Genomic DNA, 19,860 nt, shown 5'->3' with positions numbered 1-19,860 from the left:
CTGTCGTACCTGGCGAAACATGCGGCGGCAGCATTGGCGCTTTCGGGTCAGGGGGATGCGGTGGCGTCCGGATGCAGTGAGCCCGCCGATGCTGAAGTGCGAAGTGCGATGCCTGCCTTCGCAGGCATGACGGGCTGGAGGGATATTTGTCGCGCGGGCGTGACGGTCGGGGTCTTTGTCGCGAGGGCATGGCACGGGGCACAAGCGAGTGCGACCGTGCTGCTCCCTGGCGAATGCGGCTGCGCTACTCCTTCTTGATCGCATGCCCGCCAAATTCGTTGCGCATCGACGACAGCAGCTTGTCGGCGAAGGAGTCGTTGTCGCGAGAGCGGAAGCGTTCCATCAGCGACAGGGTGATCACCGGGGCGGAGACGTTGAGTTCAAGCGCGGCGTCGACGGTCCAGCGGCCTTCGCCGGAATCGACGACGTAGGGCGCGATGCCGTCCATGTTCGGATTCTTGCCCAAGGCGTCGGTGGTGAGGTCGAGCAGCCACGAGCGCACCACGCTGCCGTAGCGCCAGATCTCGCCGACCTGGTGCAGGTCGAGGCCGAATTCCTGCTTGTGCTTGAGGATCGAGAAGCCTTCGGCATAGGCCTGCATCATGCCGTACTCGATGCCGTTGTGGACCATCTTGGTGTAGTGGCCGGAACCGACCGGGCCGACGCGGCCCCAGCCCTGGTCCTTCGCCGGCGCCAGCGTCTCGAAGATCGGCTTCAGGCCATCGACGACCTTTTCGTCGCCGCCGACCATCATGCTGTAACCCTCGGCCAAACCCCACACGCCACCGCTGGTGCCGCAGTCGACATAGTTGATGCCGTGGCCGGCGCACTTTGCTGCATGACCGAGCGAGTCCTTGTAGTTGGAATTGCCGCCGTCGATCATCGTGTCGCCCTTTTCCAGCAGCGCCAGCAGGGCATCGACGGTGTCGTCGGTGACCTTGCCCGATGGCACCATCAGCCACACCACGCGCGGCGCGGGCAGCGCCTGCACCAGCGCCTTGAGCGAGTCGGCCGAGCCGCCGCCGTTGCTCTCCAGTTTCTTGCGCGCGTCGGCCGCCGGGTCGAAGCCGGTGACCTTGTGGCCGCCGTTGAGCAGGCGCTGCGCCATGTTGGCACCCATCTTGCCCAGTCCGATCATGCCGAGTTGCATAGGTTTTCCTTGCGTGAGGTGGGGGTGACCCTGGTGGGAACGACGAAGTCTAGGAGCGTGGGCGATAAGCGGACGTGACAGGACTCAACGCCTGTGAAGAAAACCACTTCCTGTGGTTTTCTTCTATCGCGAGTCCGGCACATGTATGCATGCCATCCTTGGCATTCACCCTGCGGGCCAGCCTGCGGCTGTTCAAATCCGCTCCCAGCGGATTTGTCCGGACTCGCTCACGCGAATCAGACACTTGCGTGCCCGATCCGCGACCGGCCATCGGCCAACTGCTCCTGCGTTGCCTCAACTCGGGCATCCATGCCCTCGCCATGGCCGGGCTGAGAGGTTGAATAGCCACAACCTCTCAACGACCCAGCCAGCGGCGCAGCCGCGCGATGACGCGCGGGGTCAGCCGCGTGCGGTTATAGGCGATCGCCGCCTCGCGGATCGCCTCGGTCTTGGTCGGGTAGGCGTGGATCACCCGTGCCAGCATGCGCATGCCCACGCCCGCGACCATCGCCAGGGTGATCTCGTTGATCATGTCGTCGGCGTCGCGCGAGACGATGGTGGCACCGAGGATCGTGTCGCTGCCATCGCGGACATGGATCTTGACGAAGCCATCCTCCTCGCTGTCGGTGATGGCGCGATCGATCTGGTGCATGGGGACGGTGAAGGTCTTCACCGGGATGCCGCGGGCATTCGCCTCGCGCACATACAGGCCGACGTGGGCGATCTCCGGATCGGTATAGGTGCACCAGGGAATGACCAGCTTGCTCAGGCGCTCGCTGCCGCCGAGCAGGGCGTTGCGCACCGCGATGCGGGCGGACTCTTCGGCGATGTTGGTGTAGCGGGCTTCGAGACAGACGTCGCCGGCGGCGTAGATGCGCGGGTTGCTGCTGCGCAGCTGGTCGTCGACCGCGATGCCGGCGGTTTCGCCGTAGTCGACACCGGCCGCCTCCAGCGTCAGCCCCTGCACATTCGGACGCCGGCCGACGCCGGTGAGAATCGCATCGACCGACACCGTGCTGTGGTAGTCATCGCTGACCAGGTCGACCAGCTTGACGCCCTGCTCCACCCGCACCGCGACGGCCTGGGTGTTGAGCCGGACCTCGATGCCGTCGCGCGCAAACGCGTCGGACAACGTTTGTGCCGCGTCGCGTTCCTCGTGTTCGAGGAACAGCGGCAGGTCCTGCACGATGATGACCCGGGAGCCGAGGCGCTGGAATGCCTGGGCCAGTTCGCAGCCCAACGGGCCGCCACCGATCACCAGCAGCCGCGGCGGCAGTTCAGTGAGATCGAACACGCTGGCGTTGGTGAGGAAGCCGGCCTGCTTGAGCCCGGGAATGTCGGGAATGTGCGGCCGCGCGCCGGTGGCGATCAGCGCCTTGTCGAACTGCAGTGGCTGGCCATTCACGCTCAAGCGGTCGCTGCCGTCGAAACGCGTGTTGCCGAAGAACACATCGACGCCGCTGGCCGCCAGCAGCCGCACCGAGGTGGTGCTGGTGAGATGGCTGCGGATGCGCCGCATGCGCGTCATCACGGCGGCGAAATCCACCTTGATTTCGTCCGGCATCTGCGCGCCGTACCGCGTGGCGTGGCGCATTTCGCCATACAGACTGGCGGTGCGGATCAAGGCCTTGGACGGCACGCAGCCGGTGTTGAAGCAGGTACCGCCGAGCAGATGCCGCTCGATCAGCGCCACCCTGGCACCGAGTGCCGCCGCCTCGCGGGCGGCGACCAGCCCGGCGGCACCGCCGCCCACGACCACCAGCTGATAGGGGCCGCCCGGCGCGGGATTGTTCCAGGAGTCGGGATGAACCGCAGCAAGGCGCTTGCGCTCATACGCATCGTCGGGGGTGCGGATGCCGGCATCGAAGTTCGCGCTCATCGGCTGGTTGCTCCGGCGGCCTGATCCAGGGTGGCCTGATCCAGCCAGCCACCCGCGAATCCCGCGTGGCGCAAACCGTCGCGCAGCCAGGAACAGCCGCGCAGCAGTTGCCAGATCCAGCCGGAGCGATGGTTCTCGATCATCATGAAGATGATGCCCTGGTCCAGCCCGTAGTGGCCTGGCGACACCCACGGCTGGCCGTCGCTGTCGCTCAAGGTGGCATTGAAGCTGGTGGTCAGGCGATCGGCGCTGAGCAGTTGCGGATAACGCAGCAACATGTTGCGCAGGGCAGCCAGCGCGAGCTCCGGTGCGAACGGCACGGAGGCCAGCACCGACGGGGGGGACAAGGTGCCGTCATCCGGACCGTACGGAACGCCGCGCGCGGCATAGCCGAACACGCGCAACTGCGGATTTCGTGGCCCGACCTGGTCGCCGTTGGGGCCGTCGCAGGCCGACAGGCCCCAGCAGTTTCGATCGTAGCCGACGAATTCGTGCGGGTTGAGCTGGGTGTATCTGCGCTGTACGAAAACCGCGCGCCGGCCATTCTCGAAATAGTCCGATTGCTTCTGCTGCATGAAGGGATCACGGATCCCGCGCAGGTCGATCCACGCCTGCGAGAAGTGATGGATGAACAGCGGGCCGGCATACAGAAAATCCTGGTCGTACAGGTTCTCCCACTGATAGGTGGCGGTCCACGCCGGATAGCAGTCGGCGGAAATCGGATGGGTCGGCGAGCCCAGCGCCAGCGCATACAGCAGCAAGGCCTCGCTGTAACCCTCCCAGCCGTAATGCAAATAGCCGCATTCGGGCTTCCAGCCCTGCCGGATGGTGCCCTGGCCGTCCTGCGACCAGCGCCAGTCGACCCGCCGATACAGCAGCTCGGCCAGCTCGCGCAGCTCGGTCTCGGCCGGCGTATCGGCGGTGAAATAGGCGGCCGCGGTGAGCATGCCGGCGATCAGCATCGCGCTGTCGATCATCGACAGCTCCGATTGCCACACCCGCGTGCCGGAGTGGATATCGAGGAAGTGGTAGTAGAAACCCTTGTAACCGGTCGCGGTCGGGCTGCCGCTCTGGTCGCTGTCGCGAAAGAAGTGCAGCGCCAGCAAACTGCGCCGCACCGCCTCGGCACGCTCCATCCAGCCGCGCTCGACCGCCGCGGGATAGGCCGACAACGCAAAGCCGACCACCGCGATGCTGACCGGCGAGTTGTCGCGGGAGGTGTCGGGGATCAAGCCGTTGGCGGGGTTCATGGTGTCGACGAAGTAGTCGAAGGCGCCACGCTGCAAGCGATCGAGGAAGTCGTCGTCGGGAAGGGTGCAGAGCTGGGGCATCAGGTACGTCCGGACTCCTAAGCAGGTAAATGCATCGGCTGGCGTCGACCGGTAACGGTAACCCAGCATCTCACGATGCGCAGCACCATCGAGCTGCATGCCCCACCCGGCGCATGCAGCGCGGCGCATGCCGATCGTCGTTGAGACAAGCATCGCGGGCATTCGTGCGAGTGGCTGATGGCGACGAACGTGCCGCCCAGTGTGCCGGGGTACGTGCATGCAACCCGTGCAGATGGCAGCTTCACGCGCCATTACCCCGCGCTGGCCGTAGGCTTGGCGGATATCCCGGCGGCGCCCGCGCGCCGCGCACCTGCAGGAGTCGGCTCGCCCATGTCCTTCCCCCCATCCGGTTCACGGTCTTCCCCGGCCGCCATGCAACTGCTCGGCAATCGGCGCTACACCGTCATGCTCAGCGGCAGCGGTACCGGCTTCGACCACTGGCATGGGCTGGCGGTGACGCGCTGGCGCGAGGATCCGGTGGCCGATCCCTGGGGCAACTTCCTGTTGCTGCGCGACGAGACCAGCGGCGCGGTGTGGTCACCCACCGCGCAGCCATTCGGCGTCGCCAGGCCCGATGACGCGGTGGATTTCAGCCCGGGCCGGGCCTGCTTCAGTGGCCGCCACCACAGCCTGCACCACGAGCTGGACGTGGCCGTGTCGCCTACCGACGATGTCGCCTTGCGCCGGCTGACCCTGAGCAACCACGGTGATCGCCAGCGCACGCTGTCGTTGACCAGTTATGCCGAACTGGTGCTGGGTCCCAGCGGCGACGATGACGGGCATCCCGCGTTTTCCAAGATGTTCGTGCAGACCGAGTGGGATGCGGTACACGGCTTGTTGCTGGCGACGCGGCGGCGGCGCAGCGACAGCCAGGCCGAGGTCTGGGCCGCGCAGGCGCTGCAGATCGAAGGCCGGTCGGCCGACGGCAGCAGCCATGAAACCGACCGCGCCCGTTTCCTCGGCCGCGGCCGCACCCTGCGTCATGCGCAGGCGATGCAGCCGGGCGCGGCACTGTCGAATACCAACGGCTGCGTGCTCGATCCGGTGTTCAGCCTGCGCCGCGAATTCAGCCTGGCACCGGGCACCAGCATTCGCCTGCTGCTGTGGACCCAGCTGGCCGACACCCGCGCGGGCGCGATCGCCTTGAGCGCGCGGCTGCAGGATCCGGAGGCGGCCGCCCAGCTGTTTGCGGCCGCCACGCGAGATGCCGAGACCGAGCTGCAGCAGCTCGGCATCGACCCCGCGCAGGCGGCGCGCTTCGCGCACTGGATGAGTGGCTTGCTGTACAGCGATTCCAGCCAGCGCGCCGCCGCCAGCACGCGCATGCGCGGGCATGGCGGTGCACCCACCTTGTGGGGCGCGAGTATTTCCGGCGACCGGCCGATCGCCCTTTTGTGCCTGCGCGAGCGCGCCGGACTGGATCGTCTGGACGAGCTGCTACTGGCCCAGCGCTGGTGGCGCGCGCGGCAACTGGCCGTCGACGTGGTGGTGCTCGATCAGCTCACCGACGACGCCACCGACCTGCGGCAAGCGCTGCAGCAGCGCGTGGACGCGCAGAAAAAGGCGCTGGCTGCCGACACCGATGCGCCCAGGGCAGAGCTGTTTTGCCTGCGTGATTCCAACATCGGCGAGCAACTGCGCGATGGTCTGCTGAGCGTGGCGCGGCTGGTGCTGGCGCATGCCGGCGACGACGAGGCCGCCATCCCCGCTGCCACCGCGGCAACGAGCGCGCCGATCCGCGCCAGCACGCCGGCGGCACCCGGCGTTGCCACCGCTGCGCTGGAGTTCGCCAACGGTTACGGCGGCTTCTGCCAGGACGGCCGCGCGTATCGGATCGCGCTGGATGCCGCGCGACCCACGCCGGCGCCGTGGACCAACGTGATTGCCAACCCCGACTTCGGCTGCCTGGTCACCGCCGAGGGCGGCGGCTACGCGTGGTCGATCAACAGCCAGCAGAATCCGCTGACGCCGTGGCCGAACGATCCGGTCAGCGACATGCCGCACGAGGCGATCTACCTGCGCGACAGTGACAATGGCGACCTGTGGAGTGCCACCGCACTGCCGATCCACGTGCCGGGCGCGAACTATGTGACCACCCACGGCAAGGGCTGGACGCGCTTTCAGCACGACGCCCACGGCATCGAGCTGGAGCTGACCGTATGCGTGCCGACCGGCGACCCGGTCAAGCTGTCGCGCTTGCGCCTGTGCAACCGCTCGAACCGCGCGCGCCGGTTGTCGATCACCGGCTACGTCGAATGGGCGCTGGGCCCGAATGGCAGCACGCCGGCACCGTTCGTGATCACCGCGCGTGATGAAGCGAGCGGCGCGCTGTTCGCGCGCAATCGCTGGCGCGCGGATTTCGGCGAACGGATCGCGTTCTTCGATCTGTGCGGCGCGCAGCAGTCGATCAGCGGTGATCGCGCAAGCTTCCTCGGCGGGCTCGGCAGCATCGCCCAACCCGCTGCCCTGCATGACGGCGGCGCACTCAACGGCCGGCTCGGTGCCGGGCTGGATCCGTGCGCGGCCTTGCAGACCCACGTCGAACTGCCGCCGGATACGCAGCTGGACCTGCTGTTCCTGCTCGGCGATGGCACCGACGAAGCCGCCGCCCAGGCGTTGATCGCGAAGTACCGTGCCGGCGACTTCGACGCCGCCATGGCCGAGGTCACCGCACAATGGAACGACCTGCTCGACACCGTGCAGGTGCGCACGCCCGATCGCGCCATGGATCTGCTGCTCAACGACTGGCTGTTGTACCAGGTCACCGCCTGCCGCCTGTGGGCACGCACGGCGTATTACCAGGCCAGCGGCGCGTGGGGCTACCGCGACCAGCTGCAGGACGTGATGGCGCTGTGCGTAAGCCGACCCGACCTGGCCCGCGGACATTTGTTGCGCGCCGCCGGCCGACAGTTCGCCGAGGGCGATGTGCAGCACTGGTGGCTGCCACCCAGCGGCCAGGGTATTCGCACCAGGATCCGCGACGACCGCGTCTGGCTGGCCCATGTGGCGATGCACTACGTCGAGGTGAGCGGCGACCGCGCGGTGCTGGACGAGATGCTGCCTTTCCTCAAGGGCCAGCCGATTCCCGATGACGCCACCGACGCGTTCTTCCAGCCCGAAGCCTCGGACGACAAGGTGTCGCTGTACGAGCACTGCGCGCTGGCGATCGACTCCAGCCTCACCCGCGGCGCGCATGGCCTGCCGCTGATCGGCACCGGCGACTGGAACGACGGCATGAACCTGGTCGGTGCGAACGGCCGTGGCGAAAGCAGCTGGCTCGGATGGTTCCTGCTGTGCGCGATCGATGCGCTGGCAGAGGAAGCGGACCGGCGCGACGACAAGCGCGCGGTGAACTGGCGCGACTACGCCAACACCTTGCGCGAGGCGCTGGAGCAGGCGTGGGACGGCGCATGGTATCGCCGCGGCTACTACGACGATGGCACGCCGCTCGGCTCGAAGGACAGCGAGCAATGCCGGATCGACACGATTGCCCAGTCGTGGAGCGTGATCGCCGGCAGCGGCAACCGCGCCCACGCGGTGCAGGCGATGGCCTCGGTCGACGATTTGCTGATCGACCACGAGCACAAGGTGGCCCGTTTGTTCACGCCGCCGTTCGACCAGGACGGCAAGGAGGATCCCGGTTACATCAAGGGCTATCCGCCCGGCGTGCGCGAAAACGGCGGGCAGTACACGCATGGCGCGATCTGGTCGATCTTCGCCTGGGCCGGCCTCGGCGACGGCGACCGGGCCGGCGCGCTGTTCGACCTGCTCAACCCGATCCATCACAGCGACAGCGCCGAGGCGGTCGCACGCTACAAGGTGGAACCCTACGTCGCCTGCGCGGACGTCTATTCGGTGGCGCCGCACATCGGCCGCGGCGGCTGGACCTGGTACACCGGTTCCGCCGCGTGGCTGTACCGCGCCGGGCTGGAGGCCGTGCTCGGGTTCCGGTTGCAGGGCGATCGGCTGCGCGTGACTCCATGCCTGCCAAAGGCATGGCCGGGATTCCAGATCACGTATCGCCATGGCGCCAAACGCGCAACCCGCTACGAGATCAGCGTCGAGAATCCCGATCGGGTTTGCGCCCGCGTGAAGAGCATCCAACTGGACGGCCAGACGCTGGACTCCACGGCGTCGATCGCGCTGATCGACGACGGGCAAATCCATCACCTGCGCATCACCCTCGGCCCAGCGCAAACGTAGGAGCCTGCTTGCAGGCGATGCCCTTGCTCTGATCTTCCACCGCATCTTCAAAGCAACAGCATCGCCCGCGAGCGGGCTCCTGCCGAAGAGGCGGAAGGGATCCGGGCACGCCTTCAGCTGCGCCGTTTGCGCGAGGCGCCGAGTTTGCGGGTCAGCGTGTTGCGCCCGACACCAAGCGCCGCGGCCGCATGCTGCCGATGACCTTCGTGCGCTTGCAGCGCGACTTGCAACAAGGTCTGGTCGAGCGCCGCGCGGGCGCGTGCATGGATGTCCGCCTCGCCGCTGGCCAGCGCCGCGGACGCCCAGTCACGCAGCGCATCGGTCCATTCGCCGCTGGCGGAACCCACGTGTTCGTCACCGAGGTCCGCCGGCAGGATCTCGCTGCCGGGAGCAATCACTGCCAGCCGCCGGCACAGGTTCTCCAGCTCGCGCACGTTGCCGGGGAAATCACGCTGGGCGATCAGCTTCAGCGCCGCCTTGGAGAAACGTTTCGGCGGCAGTTTCAGTTCCTGCGCGGTGGCGGCGAGGAAATGCCGCGCCAGCAGCGGGATGTCGCTGCGCCGGCTGCGCAACGGCGGCAGCGCGATGCGCACCACGTCGAGGCGGTGCATCAGGTCGGCACGGAACTGGCCGGTCGCCACGCGCGCGGCCAGGTCCTGGTGGGTGGCGGCGACGACGCGCACGTTGCAGCGGATCAACTCGCGGCCGCCGACGCGGTAGAACTCGCCACCGGCGAGCACGCGCAGCAGGCGGGTCTGCAGGATCAGCGGCATGTCGCCGATCTCGTCGAGGAACAACGTACCGCCTTCGGCCTGTTCGAAGCGTCCGGCCACGCGACGGGTGGCGCCGGTGAAGGCGCCGGCCTCGTGGCCGAACAATTCGCTTTCCAGCAGTTCGCTGGGGATCGCCGCCGTGTTCAGCGCCACGAAGGTCTTGTCGCGGCGTGCGCTTTCCTCGTGCAGCGCGCGCGCCACCAGCTCCTTGCCGGTGCCGGTCTCGCCGGTGACCAGCACGTTGAGATCGCTGGCGGCGACGCGGCCGATCAGGCGAAACACTTCGCGCATCGGCGCGCTTTCACCGAGCAGGGCATGGTTCGACACCAACGGCTGGCCGGCCGCCGGTGTCGGCGAGGCCACGCTGGCCAAGGCGCGCCGCACCGCCTCGACCGCGTGGTCGAGATCGAACGGCTTGGCCAGATAATCGACCGCACCCGCGCGGTATGCCGCCGCGGTGGTCGCCACGTCGGTGAACGCACTCATCACGATCACCGGACCGATGCCTTGTTGCTGCAGGTCGACCAGCAGGCTCAGGCCATCCTCGCCAGGCATGCGCACGTCGGTCAGCAGCAAGCCCGGGCGACCGACTTGCAGCGCGGCGCGCAGCGCCCCCGCCTCGCCGAATTCGCGCACCGTCAGCCCCGCGTCGCGCAAGGCCTCGACCAGCACGAAGCGCACGCCACGGTCGTCGTCGACGACCCAGATTTCATCGCCCATGCGCTTTCTCCAGTGGCAGGTACAGCGAGAACACCGTCTCGCCCGGATAGCTGGTGTAGCGCAGGTCGCCGCCATGTTCCTGCGCGATCTCGCGCGACAACGCCAGGCCGAGGCCGGTGCCGTCGACGCGGCCGGAAACCAGCGGCTCGAACAGCGTCTCGCGCAAGGCCGCGGGCACGCCCGCGCCGTCATCGATCACATCCACGCGCAGCGCCATGCGCAACACCCGCTCGCCCAGGCGCACACCATGCTCGACGCGGGTCCGGAAGGTCAGCTGTTTCGCACCGGCCTCCAGTGCATTGCGCGCGAGATTGAGCAGCACCTGCTGCAAACGATCGGCGTCGCCGAACAGCTCCGGCGCACTGGGGTCGTAGTCGTGCCGCAATCGCGGCGCCGCCGGCTCGGCCTGCAGCAGATCGCCCAGCCGTTCGAGCAGGTGATGGATATTGAGTGGGCCAAGCCGGGCCGCGCCATCGTGAAACAGCAGGCGGTTGGCCAGCGCGCCCAGCCGATCCGCCTCATCGATGATCATCCCGGCCAGCGCCTGCAGATCCTCGCCATCGACCCGTCGCTGCAGCAACTGGGCCGCGCCGCGCAACCCGGCCAGCGGGTTCTTCACCTCGTGCGCGAAGCCGCGCAGGGTCGCCGAGAGTGGCGAGCGTGCCGCCACCGGCTCGGCCAGTGCATGCACCTCCAGCAGCAGGCCGTCGTCGAACGGCTGAACGGCGATATCGGCATTGATCGTGCGGTCGCCCGGCGTGCTCAGCGCCATCCCGCGCCATTGCAGCGGACGCTGCTCCGCCAGCACACGCCCGGCCTGCGCCACCGCATCGACGTCGGCGAGCAACACGCCCAACGGCTGCCCGACCACGCTGCGGGCACCCAGCGCCAGAGTTTCAGCCAGGGCAGGATTGAGCCAGCGCACGCGCAGATCGGCATCGACCAGGGCCATCCCGGTCGCCACCTGCCCCGCCCATTGCCGCCACGTCAGCTCGCTCATTGCACCATCATGGGCAATGACTCGATTTGGTGCAAATAGCTCCTCTCGGGCCGGCGCCCGTCGAGATGCATCCAGACACCAACAACGCAACAGCGCTTCTTTAACCAGCGCTGTGATTCATTCGCCCCTCACCCACGAGTTCAGGGGATGTTTATGTACGACGCCATCAAAAGCTGCAGCGCCGTCTGGACTCATCGGGTATTGACCGTCTCCGCCGGATGCGTCAGCGATGACCGTCCCGGGAAGATCGCAAACCGGGCGCAGCACTTCTACAGCGGTGCATTGGCGCGCTCTCGCGCTTGCGACCAGGACGCCAGGGGACGCCGGGAGAGCACCCCGCGGCGCGCCGCGCTGGAGCTCGCGAACCACTGACTTCAATCAGGGACGAGGCGGGCGACTCATCACATGGATGGGCCGCCGGGCAAGGTGTCCCCGTAACGCAGGAACTTCACATGGCTGACATCGCAATCATCGGTGGCGGGGCCGCAGGGGCGGCGATTTTCGGTGAACTGCTGCGAAGACAGGATCGCCGCGGGACCGTGCACTGGATCACCGGATGCGTCGCTCCGGGGCGTGGCGTAGCCTACGCCACGGACGACGACCGGCACCTCCTGAATGTGCGCGCCGCGGGCATGGGGTTGTTCGTCGACCAGAAGGACGACTTCCTGCAACACGCGGGCCGCTGTCTTGGTCCGGCGCAGGGTGCCGACTTCCTGCCGCGCCGGATCTTCGGCGAATTCATCGAAGCCCAGATGCGTGCGCGGATGAGCGAAGCCCACGCCTACGGCATCCGTTTCCAGGTGAATCATGCGAAGGCCGCGGCAATCCATCGCGAGGCGGACGGCGGCTATCGCATCGACCTGGAGCAAGGTGGCACGCTCGCGGTCGACGCGGCTGTCTTGGCGATCGGCGCACTGGCACCACGGCCCTTGAAGACCGTCTCGGTGGAAGCGCTGGCCAGCGGCGCCTACGAGCTCGATCCGTGGAACCGGACCGAACTCGATCATCCTCCGCGCCGCGTGTTGGTCATCGGTACGGGACTGACCGCGGTCGACACGCTGATCTCCGCGGCCACGCGCTGGCCGCGGGCCGAGCTGGTTGTCGTCTCACGCCACGGCCTGCTGCCGTTCCGCCATCCGGCCGCGCCGCTGGCGCCCTATCCGTACCAGGACGATCTCAACGCCGCCCTGCTGGCATGCAGCGGCGTGGCTCCCATGCTGCGCCTGGTCCGTGAGGCGCTGGCCGACCCGTCGGGCGCGGACTGGCGCGCCGTGATCGACGGCATGCGGCCGGTCAATGCCAGGCTGTGGCAAGGACTCACGCTGGCACAACGCCGCCAGTTCCTGCGGCATCTGCGCTGGGTCTGGGAAGCCTCACGCCACCGCACCGCACCGGCATCGTTCGAGGCCGTGCAGGCGCTCATCGAATCGGAGCGGCTGCAGATCCAAGCGGGCCGCGTGCTCGCTGTCGATGGGCATGGCCCGTTGGCGGTCACCGTGCGCAGCCGGGCGACCCAGCTGACCAGCACGTTCGAGGCGGACCGGGTGATCCAGGCCACGGGCCTGGATACTGCCGTCGCCTATGCGCGCGATCCCCTGCTGGCCCAGCTCCTGCGTGAGGGGCTGGCAACGCCGGACCCGTTGCAGCTGGGGGTCGCAGCCAGGCCGGACGGGCAACTGCTGGATGCCGAGGGCCACGCACAACCGGGGCTCTACGGCATCGGCTCGCTGCTGCGCGGCAGTCTGTGGGAGTGCACGGCCATGCCTGAAATCCGCACTGCCGCCAGCCGGCTGGCGCAAACGCTCACTCCCTCCGATGACCTGGGAGACGAAGAAACCGCCACGAAGCAATAGCTGTATGGACGTCCAAACCACAACTCGTTCCGGCATATCCACATGCCAACTGGGGATTTCACACGACGCTCGACGCACCACTAGCCTGACCGTTCATGCCGATACGGGAGACCAGGACGATGAAGATTCGCAGCACGCTGTTTGCCATCACCGGCACCCTGCTGGCCGCTTCCGCCATGGCCAGGGACGTTACGCTGCTCAACGCGTCCTACGACCCCACCCGCGAGCTGTACAGAGCGGTGAACACCGCCTTCGCGGCCCAGTGGAAGGCGCAGCATGGCGACACCGTCACCATCCAGATGTCGCACGGCGGTTCCGGCAAGCAGGCGCGTGCCGTCGTCGACGGCCTGCCGGCCGATGTGATTACGCTGGCCCTGGCCTACGACATCGACGCGGTGGCCGATCACGGTCTGCTGGACAAGAGCTGGCAGCAGCGCCTGCCCGACAACTCCTCGCCCTACACCTCGACCATTGTGTTCCTGGTCCGCAAGGGCAATCCCAAGGGCATCCACGACTGGAACGACCTGATCAAACCCGGCGTCCAGGTCATCACGCCCAATCCGAAGACCTCGGGCGGTGCCCGCTGGAATTTCCTGGCCGCCTGGGGCTACGCGCTCAAGCAGCCCGGCGGCAATGATGCCAAGGCGAAAGCGTTCGTGAAGACGCTCTTTCAGCACGTGCCCGTGCTGGACACCGGCGCACGCGGTGCCACCAACACCTTCGCCCAGCGTGGCATCGGCGATGTGCTGCTGGCCTGGGAGAATGAAGCACTGCTGGCCAGGCACGAGCCGGACGGGGACAAGTTCGAGATCGTCGTACCCTCGATCAGCATCCTGGCCGAACCGCCGGTCGCCGTGGTGGACAAGAACGTGGATGCACGCGGCACGCGGCAGATCGCCGAGGCCTATCTGAAGTTCCTGTACACGCCACAGGCGCAAGAGATCGAGGCGCGCAACTTTTACCGGCCACGCTCACCGACGGTCGCCGCCGAATACGCCGCGCAATTTCCGAAGGTGAACACCTTCACCTTGGCGGAGCTGTTCGGTACGTGGCGCCAGACGCAGGCGAAGTTCTTCGCCGATGGCGGCGTGTTCGACCAGGTCGGACCGGGCAACTGAGCGTGCGCAAACGGGTCCTGCCCGGGTTCGGCATCAGCCTCGGCTACGCGCTCGCGTACCTGGGGCTGATCGTCCTGCTGCCGCTGGCGGCGTTGGCATGGAAGGCCAGCGGGATCGGGCTTCACGGCCTGTTCCGCCTGCTGGAGTCGCCGCGCACGCTGGCGGCGTTGAAGCTGAGCTTCGGTGGCGCGCTGCTGGCCGCACTGCTCAATGTCTTCATCGGCCTGCTGGTGGCCTGGGCCCTCGTACGCTATCGCTTCCCCGGGCGTCGTCTGCTCGACGCATTGATCGACCTGCCGTTCGCGCTGCCGACCGCCGTGGCCGGCATCGCGCTGACCGCGCTCTACGCCCCGAACGGCTGGCTCGGCCGCTGGGTGGTGCCGATGGGCATCCAGGTGGCCTACGCGCCGCTGGGCGTACTGCTGGCGATGGTCTTCGTCGGCTTCCCGTTCGTGGTGCGCACTCTGCAGCCGGTGCTGCAATCGCTGGAACGCGACGTGGAGGAAGCCGCCGAAAGCCTGGGTGCGACGCGCCGGCAGACCTTCCTTCGGGTGATCCTGCCGCTGCTGGTGCCGACCCTGCTCACCGGCTTCGCGCTGGCACTGGCGCGCGCGGTAGGTGAATACGGTTCGGTCATTTTCATCGCCGGCAACATTCCCATGCGCTCGGAAATTGCGCCCTTGCTGATCGTGCAGAAGCTGGAGGAGTTCAACTATGCCGGCGCCGCCGCGCTGGGCGTGGTCATGCTCGCCTTCTCGTTCATCCTGCTGCTGCTGATCGCTGTCCTGCAGCGCTGGAGCCGACGCTGGGCGGAGCGCGCCGCGTGAGCGCCGTCCGAACGTCGCGCGATGCCAGCCCGGGAAGGCGGCTCGGCCATGCCGTGATCATCGTGCTGGCCAGCGTGTTTCTGGGCGTGTTCCTGCTGCTGCCGCTGGCCTCGGTGTTCGTGGAAGCCTTCCGCCAGGGCGTACACGCCTACCTGGTGAGCCTGCACCAGCCCGAGGCGCTGGCCGCGATCCGGCTGACCCTGCTGGTGGCGGCCATCGCCGTGCCGCTCAACCTGGTCTTCGGCATCGCGGCTGCATGGGCGATGACGCGCTTCGAGTTCCGTGGCAAGGCCGCGCTCGGTGCACTGATCGACCTGCCATTCTCGGTATCGCCGGTGATCTCGGGTCTCGTCTACGTGCTGCTGTTCGGCGCGCAGGGCTGGTTTGGCCCGTGGCTGGCCGCGCATGGAGTGAAGATCATCTTCGCCGTGCCGGGTCTGGTTCTGGCGACGATCTTCATCACCCTGCCCTTCGTCGCGCGTGAGCTGATTCCGCTGATGCAGGCGCAAGGCAGCGAAGAGGAGGAAGCCGCGCGTGTCCTCGGTGCCAATGGCTGGCAGATGTTCTTGCGCGTGACGCTGCCGAACATCCGTTGGGCGCTGCTGTACGGCGTGCTGCTGTGCAATGCCCGCGCGATGGGCGAGTTCGGCGCGGTATCCGTCGTGTCCGGTCACATCCGCGGGCTGACCACCACCATGCCGCTGGAAGTGGAGATGCGCTACAACGAGTACGACTACGTCGGTGCGTTTGCCATCGCCTCGCTGCTGGCCTTGCTGGCCCTCCTCACCCTGGCAGTGAAGACCTTCCTCGAATGGCGCTACAGCGACGAGATCGCTGCGCATGCGCCCGGCGGCCACTGAGATCCCCATGACGCTAGTACTTGACCGGCTCACCCGCCGCTTTGCCGACTTCGCCGCACTGGACGACGTCAGCCTGCAGATGGCGCCGGGCGAGTTCCTTGCATTGCTCGGACCGTCCGGATCGGGCAAGACCACCTTGCTGCGCATCCTCGCCGGACTGGACTACCCGGACGGGGGAGTCGTCATGCAGGGGGATCAGGACTTCCTCGCCGCCAGCGCACGCGAGCGCAATGTCGGACTGGTGTTCCAGCATTACGCCTTGTTCCGTCATCTGACGGTTCGCGAGAACGTGGCGTTCGGACTGCGCGTGCGGCCGCGCCGCCGCCGCCCGTCGCGCGCGCAGATCCGCGAGCAGGTGGAGCGTCTGTTGAAGCGCGTGCAACTGGAAGAACTGGGTGATCGCTATCCCAGCCAGCTCTCCGGCGGCCAGCGTCAGCGCGTCGCCCTCGCGCGAGCCCTGGCGGTCGAACCGGAGTTGCTGCTGCTGGACGAGCCGTTCGGCGCACTGGATGCGCAGGTACGTATCACCCTGCGCCGCTGGCTGCGCGAACTGCACGAGGAACTGCAGCTCACCACCGTGTTCGTGACCCACGACCAAGAGGAGGCGCTGGAGCTCGCCGACCGCATCGCCGTCATGAACCGCGGCCGCATCGAGCAGGTCGGCACGCCGCAGGCCGTCTATCAGGATCCGGCCACACCGTTTGTGTGCGAGTTCATCGGCCGCACCAACCGGATCCCGCTGGCCCGCCATGCGCAGGGATGGGGCGCCGGTGCCTGGCCGCTCATGACTGACCCGTGGGACGGGCGTTATCGCCATGGTGTCGCCTATGTACGCCCGGAGCACCTCACCTTGTCGGTACCCGATGGCCAGCCTGCGTGGGAGGCGCGTCTGCGGCACGTGTATCTGGCCGGCAGCGTGGCGCACCTGGACCTGTACGTCGGCGACATCGACCTGGCGTTGGAGGCCGATGTCGCGAGCGAGGATCTCGGTCGCCTGGGACTGCAACCGGGTGCCGTGCTGCGCGTCGCGCCAAACCGGCTCGTCGCGTTTCCATTCGATGACGACCACGGCAACCGCGCCGTGATCCGCGATCGCTGGACCTGGCGCCCACCCGACCGGCGGTAACCGGAGTTCCTTCCTTTCTCTCCCGTGGTTGGCCTGTCGGCCGACCGCGTCGGGGCGGTCTGCGCCTGCGCCGCCCCGGTCATCTCCGACGGCAACGCAGGTGCACCATGAAAAGGGAAAACACCCATGAAGAAGACGACGCTGATGGCCGCCTTGCTGGTGGCGATCCCGACCATGGCAAGCGCAGGCGAAAGCAGGTCCGACACGTACAATTTCGTCGACAACTGGCCCACACATTACGTGTTCGACGACGGAACCGACCTGGGCCTGGTGCTCAAGTATCAGTATGACGTCGACCGGTTCTCGAACGACGAGGGCCGGCTTGCCGATGCACAGACCAACCGGCGCAAGGAGTTCGGCTTCTACGTGAAGAAGAAAGGCGTCTACGACGCCACCGTGGGCTACGACTTCCAGGCCAGGACATGGCTGGACACCTACCTGCGCGTGCAGAGCAAGGCGCTCCTGGGCAAGGACGTCGGCGCTTTCCGGATCGGATTCAGCAAGACACCGGTGGGCTTCGAGGGCAACACCAGCACCGGTGCCACCACCTTCCTCGAGTCCGCGTTGCCGACTCAGGCGATCTACGCCAACCGGCGTCTCGGCGTGGACTGGGCATGGGAGCGTCCGCACTACCTCGTCAACGCGGGCTACTACGCCGGCGGTGACCTCAATGGCGGCAGCGACGGCCGCATGCTGGCCGCCCGCTTCGCGTGGGTGCCGCACAATCAGCCCGGCGACGTGATCCACCTGGGCGTTTCCGCCTCGGAAGAATCGCCCGACGGCACCACCGACGGACGCGGCATCTACACGCCACCGAGCGCGCGGCTGCGCGCGAACCCCGAGGCCGGACTGGCGGCGAGGCTGGTGGACTCGGGGAATCTCGCCCCAACCGACCATATCGATCGGACCGGCTTCGAAGGCCTGTGGATCCGCGGCCCGTGGTCCATCCAGGGCGAATACCTGCATGCCGTGGTCGCGCCGGACGGAGCGCGCCCGAACTACGACGCCAGCGGCTACTACGCGTTCGCCAGCTGGGTCGTCACCGGCGAGTCACGCCCGTACTCCAGCGGCAACGTCGGCAACATCAAACCCGAGGGCCCGTATGGCGCACTGGAGCTCGCGCTCCGTTACAGCGAACTCGACCTCGACGACAGTCCGATACCGGGTGGTCGCGAGCGCGACTGGACGCTGGGAGCGAACTGGTACATCAACCGCTACCTGAAACTTCAGGTCAACTACGTGCACGTCCAGAGCGACCGACGTGGTTTGTCAGTCGACCCCAAGGTGGTGGAGGTCAGGGCGCAAATCCAGTTCTAGTCAGAGCTGGATCAGCCTGGTAGATCACGGACCCGTCAGTTCGATCATGCGATCCGCAACTGATCGTCGGGCCCGGTTGCAGGGCGCCTGCAGGGGCAGAAAAGAGCACGGGCGCCGATGCGCCCGTGCTCTTCAAGCCTGCACCCTCGTCGCGGTCAGAGCGAGTAGTACATCTGGAATTCCAGCGGATGCGTGCTGGCGCGGTACCTGGTGACTTCCTTCATCTTCACTTCGATGTAGGCATCGATGAAGTCGTCGGTGAACACGCCGCCGGCTTTCAGGAACTCGCGGTCCTTGTCCAGCGCTTCCAGCGCGGCGTCGAGGCTGGAGCAGACTTGCGGGATGTTCTTCTCCTCTTCCGGCGGCAGGTCGTACAGGTCCTTGTCGGCCGGCGCGCCCGGGTCGATCTTGTTCAAGATGCCGTCGAGGCCGGCCATCATCAGCGCGGTGAACACCAGGTAGCCGGAGTTCATCGGGTCGGGAAAGCGCACCTCGATGCGGCGGCCCTTGGGGCTGGCCACGTACGGGATGCGGCAGCTCGCGGAACGATTCCGCGCGGAGTACGCCAGCATCACCGGCGCCTCGAAGCCCGGCACCAGGCGCTTGTAGCTGTTGGTGGTGGAGTTGGCGAACGCGTTGATCGCGCGGGCATGCTTGAAGATGCCGCCGATGTACCACAGCGCGGTCTGGCTCAGGCCGCCGTACAGGTCGCCGGCGAACAGGTTCTCGCCGTTCTTCGCCAGCGACTGGTGCACGTGCATGCCGCTACCGTTGTCACCGACCAGCGGCTTGGGCATGAAGGTGGCGGTCTTGCCGTTCTGGTGCGCCACGTTCTTGATGACGTACTTCATCGTCAACAGTTCGTCGGCCTTCTTCACCAGCGTGTTGAACTTCACGCCGATCTCGCACTGGCCGGCGTTCGCCACTTCGTGGTGATGCACTTCGACGGTCTGGCCCAGCGACTCCAGCACCTTGCACATGTCCGCGCGCAGGTCGCCCAGCGAATCGACCGGGCTGACCGGGAAGTAGCCGCCCTTCACGCCCGGGCGGTGGCCGCTGTTGCTGCCGTCGTACTTGTAGCGCGACGACCACGCCGCTTCCTCGGAACCGATCTCGTAGAACACGCGGCCCGGGTCGTTCTGCCAACGCACCGAATCGAAGATGAAGAATTCCGGCTCCGGACCGAAGAACGCGGTGTCGGCGATGCCGGTGGATTTCAGGTACGCTTCGCCGCGCTTGGCGATCGAGCGCGGGTCGCGGCCGTAGGCCTGCATGGTGCTCGGTTCCAGCACGTCGCAATGCAGGATCAGCTGCACGTGCGAGCTGAACGGGTCGAGGTGCGCGGTGTCCGGATCGGGCAGCAGCACCATGTCGGATTCGTTGATGCCCTTCCAGCCGGTGATCGAGGAACCGTCGAACATCTTGCCGTCCTCGAACGTCGACTCGTCGATCGCGTGGGCCGGGAAGGTGACGTGGTGATGCACGCCGAGCATGTCGGCGAAACGGAAGTCGACGAACTCGACCTCGTGTTCCTGGATCAGGTCGAGCACTTTCTGGGCAGTCATGGGGAAACCTCGGCAATGGATGGCGCAGCAGGGGGAACAATACTGCGTCTGTGAGCAATACCTGTGCCACGAAGCAAAGTCATTCAAGAACAGGCATCTGCACTATCACAGGGCCGCCGAATCCGGCAGTTCTGCGCC

13 protein-coding genes are annotated in these 19,860 nt (G+C 67.1%); 7 read left to right on the top strand and 6 right to left on the bottom strand.

Features of this window, described 5'->3' with window-relative positions; translation table 11 throughout:
- Positions 1–244 precede the first annotated feature (244 nt).
- From gnd to B0E47_RS01755, 3 genes are all read right to left on the bottom strand, one after another.
- Entirely contained in the window at positions 245–1,216 is a 972-nt protein-coding gene (gene gnd / locus B0E47_RS01765; RefSeq protein ID WP_256363528.1) for a phosphogluconate dehydrogenase (NAD(+)-dependent, decarboxylating), read from the bottom strand.
- Positions 1,217–1,505: 289 nt separating this feature from the next.
- Positions 1,506–3,029 carry a mercuric reductase gene (locus B0E47_RS01760; protein WP_077511885.1) on the bottom strand — a complete coding sequence of 508 codons (1,524 nt, stop codon included), beginning with the start codon at positions 3,027–3,029 and terminating at the stop codon, positions 1,506–1,508.
- The gene (locus tag B0E47_RS01755; RefSeq protein ID WP_077511883.1) at positions 3,026–4,360 is read right to left on the bottom strand and encodes a glucoamylase family protein; all 1,335 of its coding nucleotides are present in this window, start codon (positions 4,358–4,360) and stop codon (positions 3,026–3,028) included. Before B0E47_RS01755 ends, B0E47_RS01760 begins: the two co-directional genes overlap by 4 nt.
- A gap of 330 nt (positions 4,361–4,690) precedes the next feature.
- On the opposite strand from B0E47_RS01755, the gene B0E47_RS01750 reads away from it, so the two are divergent.
- The gene (locus B0E47_RS01750; protein WP_077511985.1) at positions 4,691–8,563 is read left to right on the top strand and encodes a glycosyl transferase family 36; all 3,873 of its coding nucleotides are present in this window, start codon (positions 4,691–4,693) and stop codon (positions 8,561–8,563) included.
- 113 nt (positions 8,564–8,676) lie between these two features.
- Here B0E47_RS01750 and ntrC read toward each other — a convergent pair whose 3' ends face one another.
- Together ntrC and B0E47_RS01740 are read right to left on the bottom strand one after the other, a co-directional pair.
- The gene (gene ntrC / locus B0E47_RS01745) at positions 8,677–10,056 is read right to left on the bottom strand and encodes a nitrogen regulation protein NR(I) (protein ID WP_077511881.1); all 1,380 of its coding nucleotides are present in this window, start codon (positions 10,054–10,056) and stop codon (positions 8,677–8,679) included.
- A complete protein-coding gene (locus tag B0E47_RS01740) occupies positions 10,046–11,056 on the bottom strand; it encodes an ATP-binding protein (RefSeq protein WP_077511879.1) in 1,011 nt (336 codons plus the stop codon). Before B0E47_RS01740 ends, ntrC begins: the two co-directional genes overlap by 11 nt.
- Positions 11,057–11,508: 452 nt before the next feature.
- Here B0E47_RS01740 and B0E47_RS01730 point away from each other — a divergent pair, with 452 nt between their 5' ends.
- The 6 genes from B0E47_RS01730 (at position 11,509) to B0E47_RS01705 (ending at position 18,157) form a co-directional block, all read left to right on the top strand.
- Complete coding sequence (locus B0E47_RS01730; protein WP_077511875.1) at positions 11,509–12,909, top strand: FAD/NAD(P)-binding protein; 1,401 nt, start codon at positions 11,509–11,511, stop codon at positions 12,907–12,909.
- A gap of 119 nt (positions 12,910–13,028) precedes the next feature.
- Positions 13,029–14,027, top strand: a complete 999-nt coding sequence (locus B0E47_RS01725) for a sulfate ABC transporter substrate-binding protein (RefSeq protein ID WP_077511873.1) — start codon at positions 13,029–13,031, stop codon at positions 14,025–14,027.
- Positions 14,024–14,854 carry a sulfate ABC transporter permease subunit CysT gene (gene cysT, locus B0E47_RS01720; RefSeq protein WP_077511983.1) on the top strand — a complete coding sequence of 277 codons (831 nt, stop codon included), beginning with the start codon at positions 14,024–14,026 and terminating at the stop codon, positions 14,852–14,854. The genes B0E47_RS01725 and cysT overlap by 4 nt, the downstream gene beginning before the upstream one ends.
- 53 nt (positions 14,855–14,907) lie before the next feature.
- Positions 14,908–15,714 (top strand): sulfate ABC transporter permease subunit CysW, encoded by an 807-nt coding sequence (gene cysW, locus B0E47_RS01715; protein WP_305775349.1) that lies wholly within the window; start codon positions 14,908–14,910, stop codon positions 15,712–15,714.
- A 7-nt stretch (positions 15,715–15,721) separates the two neighbouring features.
- Positions 15,722–16,840 carry a TOBE-like domain-containing protein gene (locus B0E47_RS01710; RefSeq protein WP_077511981.1) on the top strand — a complete coding sequence of 373 codons (1,119 nt, stop codon included), beginning with the start codon at positions 15,722–15,724 and terminating at the stop codon, positions 16,838–16,840.
- A gap of 126 nt (positions 16,841–16,966) precedes the next feature.
- On the top strand, positions 16,967–18,157 hold the full coding sequence (locus B0E47_RS01705) for a porin (protein ID WP_077511869.1): 1,191 nt from the start codon (positions 16,967–16,969) through the stop codon (positions 18,155–18,157).
- A 155-nt stretch (positions 18,158–18,312) separates the two neighbouring features.
- Here B0E47_RS01705 and glnA read toward each other — a convergent pair whose 3' ends face one another.
- Positions 18,313–19,722, bottom strand: a complete 1,410-nt coding sequence (gene glnA / locus B0E47_RS01700; RefSeq protein ID WP_077511867.1) for a type I glutamate--ammonia ligase — start codon at positions 19,720–19,722, stop codon at positions 18,313–18,315.
- Positions 19,723–19,860: the final 138 nt, after the last annotated feature.

The organism is Rhodanobacter sp. B05, assembly GCF_002001085.1.
In the GTDB taxonomy this organism is placed as follows: Bacteria; Pseudomonadota; Gammaproteobacteria; order Xanthomonadales; family Rhodanobacteraceae; genus Rhodanobacter.
Note: the sequence above shows the minus strand (reverse complement) of the source record. Positions and strands in the feature narration are given on the sequence as shown.

Bases quoted from the DNA above. Each gene is read 5' to 3' on its own strand.
- B0E47_RS01725 (WP_077511873.1), top strand. From the start codon at position 13,029: ATGAAGATTCGCAGCACGCTGTTTGCCATCACCGGCACCCTGCTGGCC.
- B0E47_RS01710 (WP_077511981.1), top strand. From the start codon at position 15,722: ATGACGCTAGTACTTGACCGGCTCACCCGCCGCTTTGCCGACTTCGCC.
- B0E47_RS01740 (WP_077511879.1), bottom strand. From the start codon at position 11,056: ATGAGCGAGCTGACGTGGCGGCAATGGGCGGGGCAGGTGGCGACCGGG.
- B0E47_RS01760 (WP_077511885.1), bottom strand. From the start codon at position 3,029: ATGAGCGCGAACTTCGATGCCGGCATCCGCACCCCCGACGATGCGTAT.
- B0E47_RS01755 (WP_077511883.1), bottom strand. From the start codon at position 4,360: ATGCCCCAGCTCTGCACCCTTCCCGACGACGACTTCCTCGATCGCTTG.
- B0E47_RS01750 (WP_077511985.1), top strand. From the start codon at position 4,691: ATGTCCTTCCCCCCATCCGGTTCACGGTCTTCCCCGGCCGCCATGCAA.
- glnA (WP_077511867.1), bottom strand. From the start codon at position 19,722: ATGACTGCCCAGAAAGTGCTCGACCTGATCCAGGAACACGAGGTCGAG.
- B0E47_RS01730 (WP_077511875.1), top strand. From the start codon at position 11,509: ATGGCTGACATCGCAATCATCGGTGGCGGGGCCGCAGGGGCGGCGATT.
- ntrC (WP_077511881.1), bottom strand. From the start codon at position 10,056: ATGGGCGATGAAATCTGGGTCGTCGACGACGACCGTGGCGTGCGCTTC.
- B0E47_RS01705 (WP_077511869.1), top strand. From the start codon at position 16,967: ATGAAGAAGACGACGCTGATGGCCGCCTTGCTGGTGGCGATCCCGACC.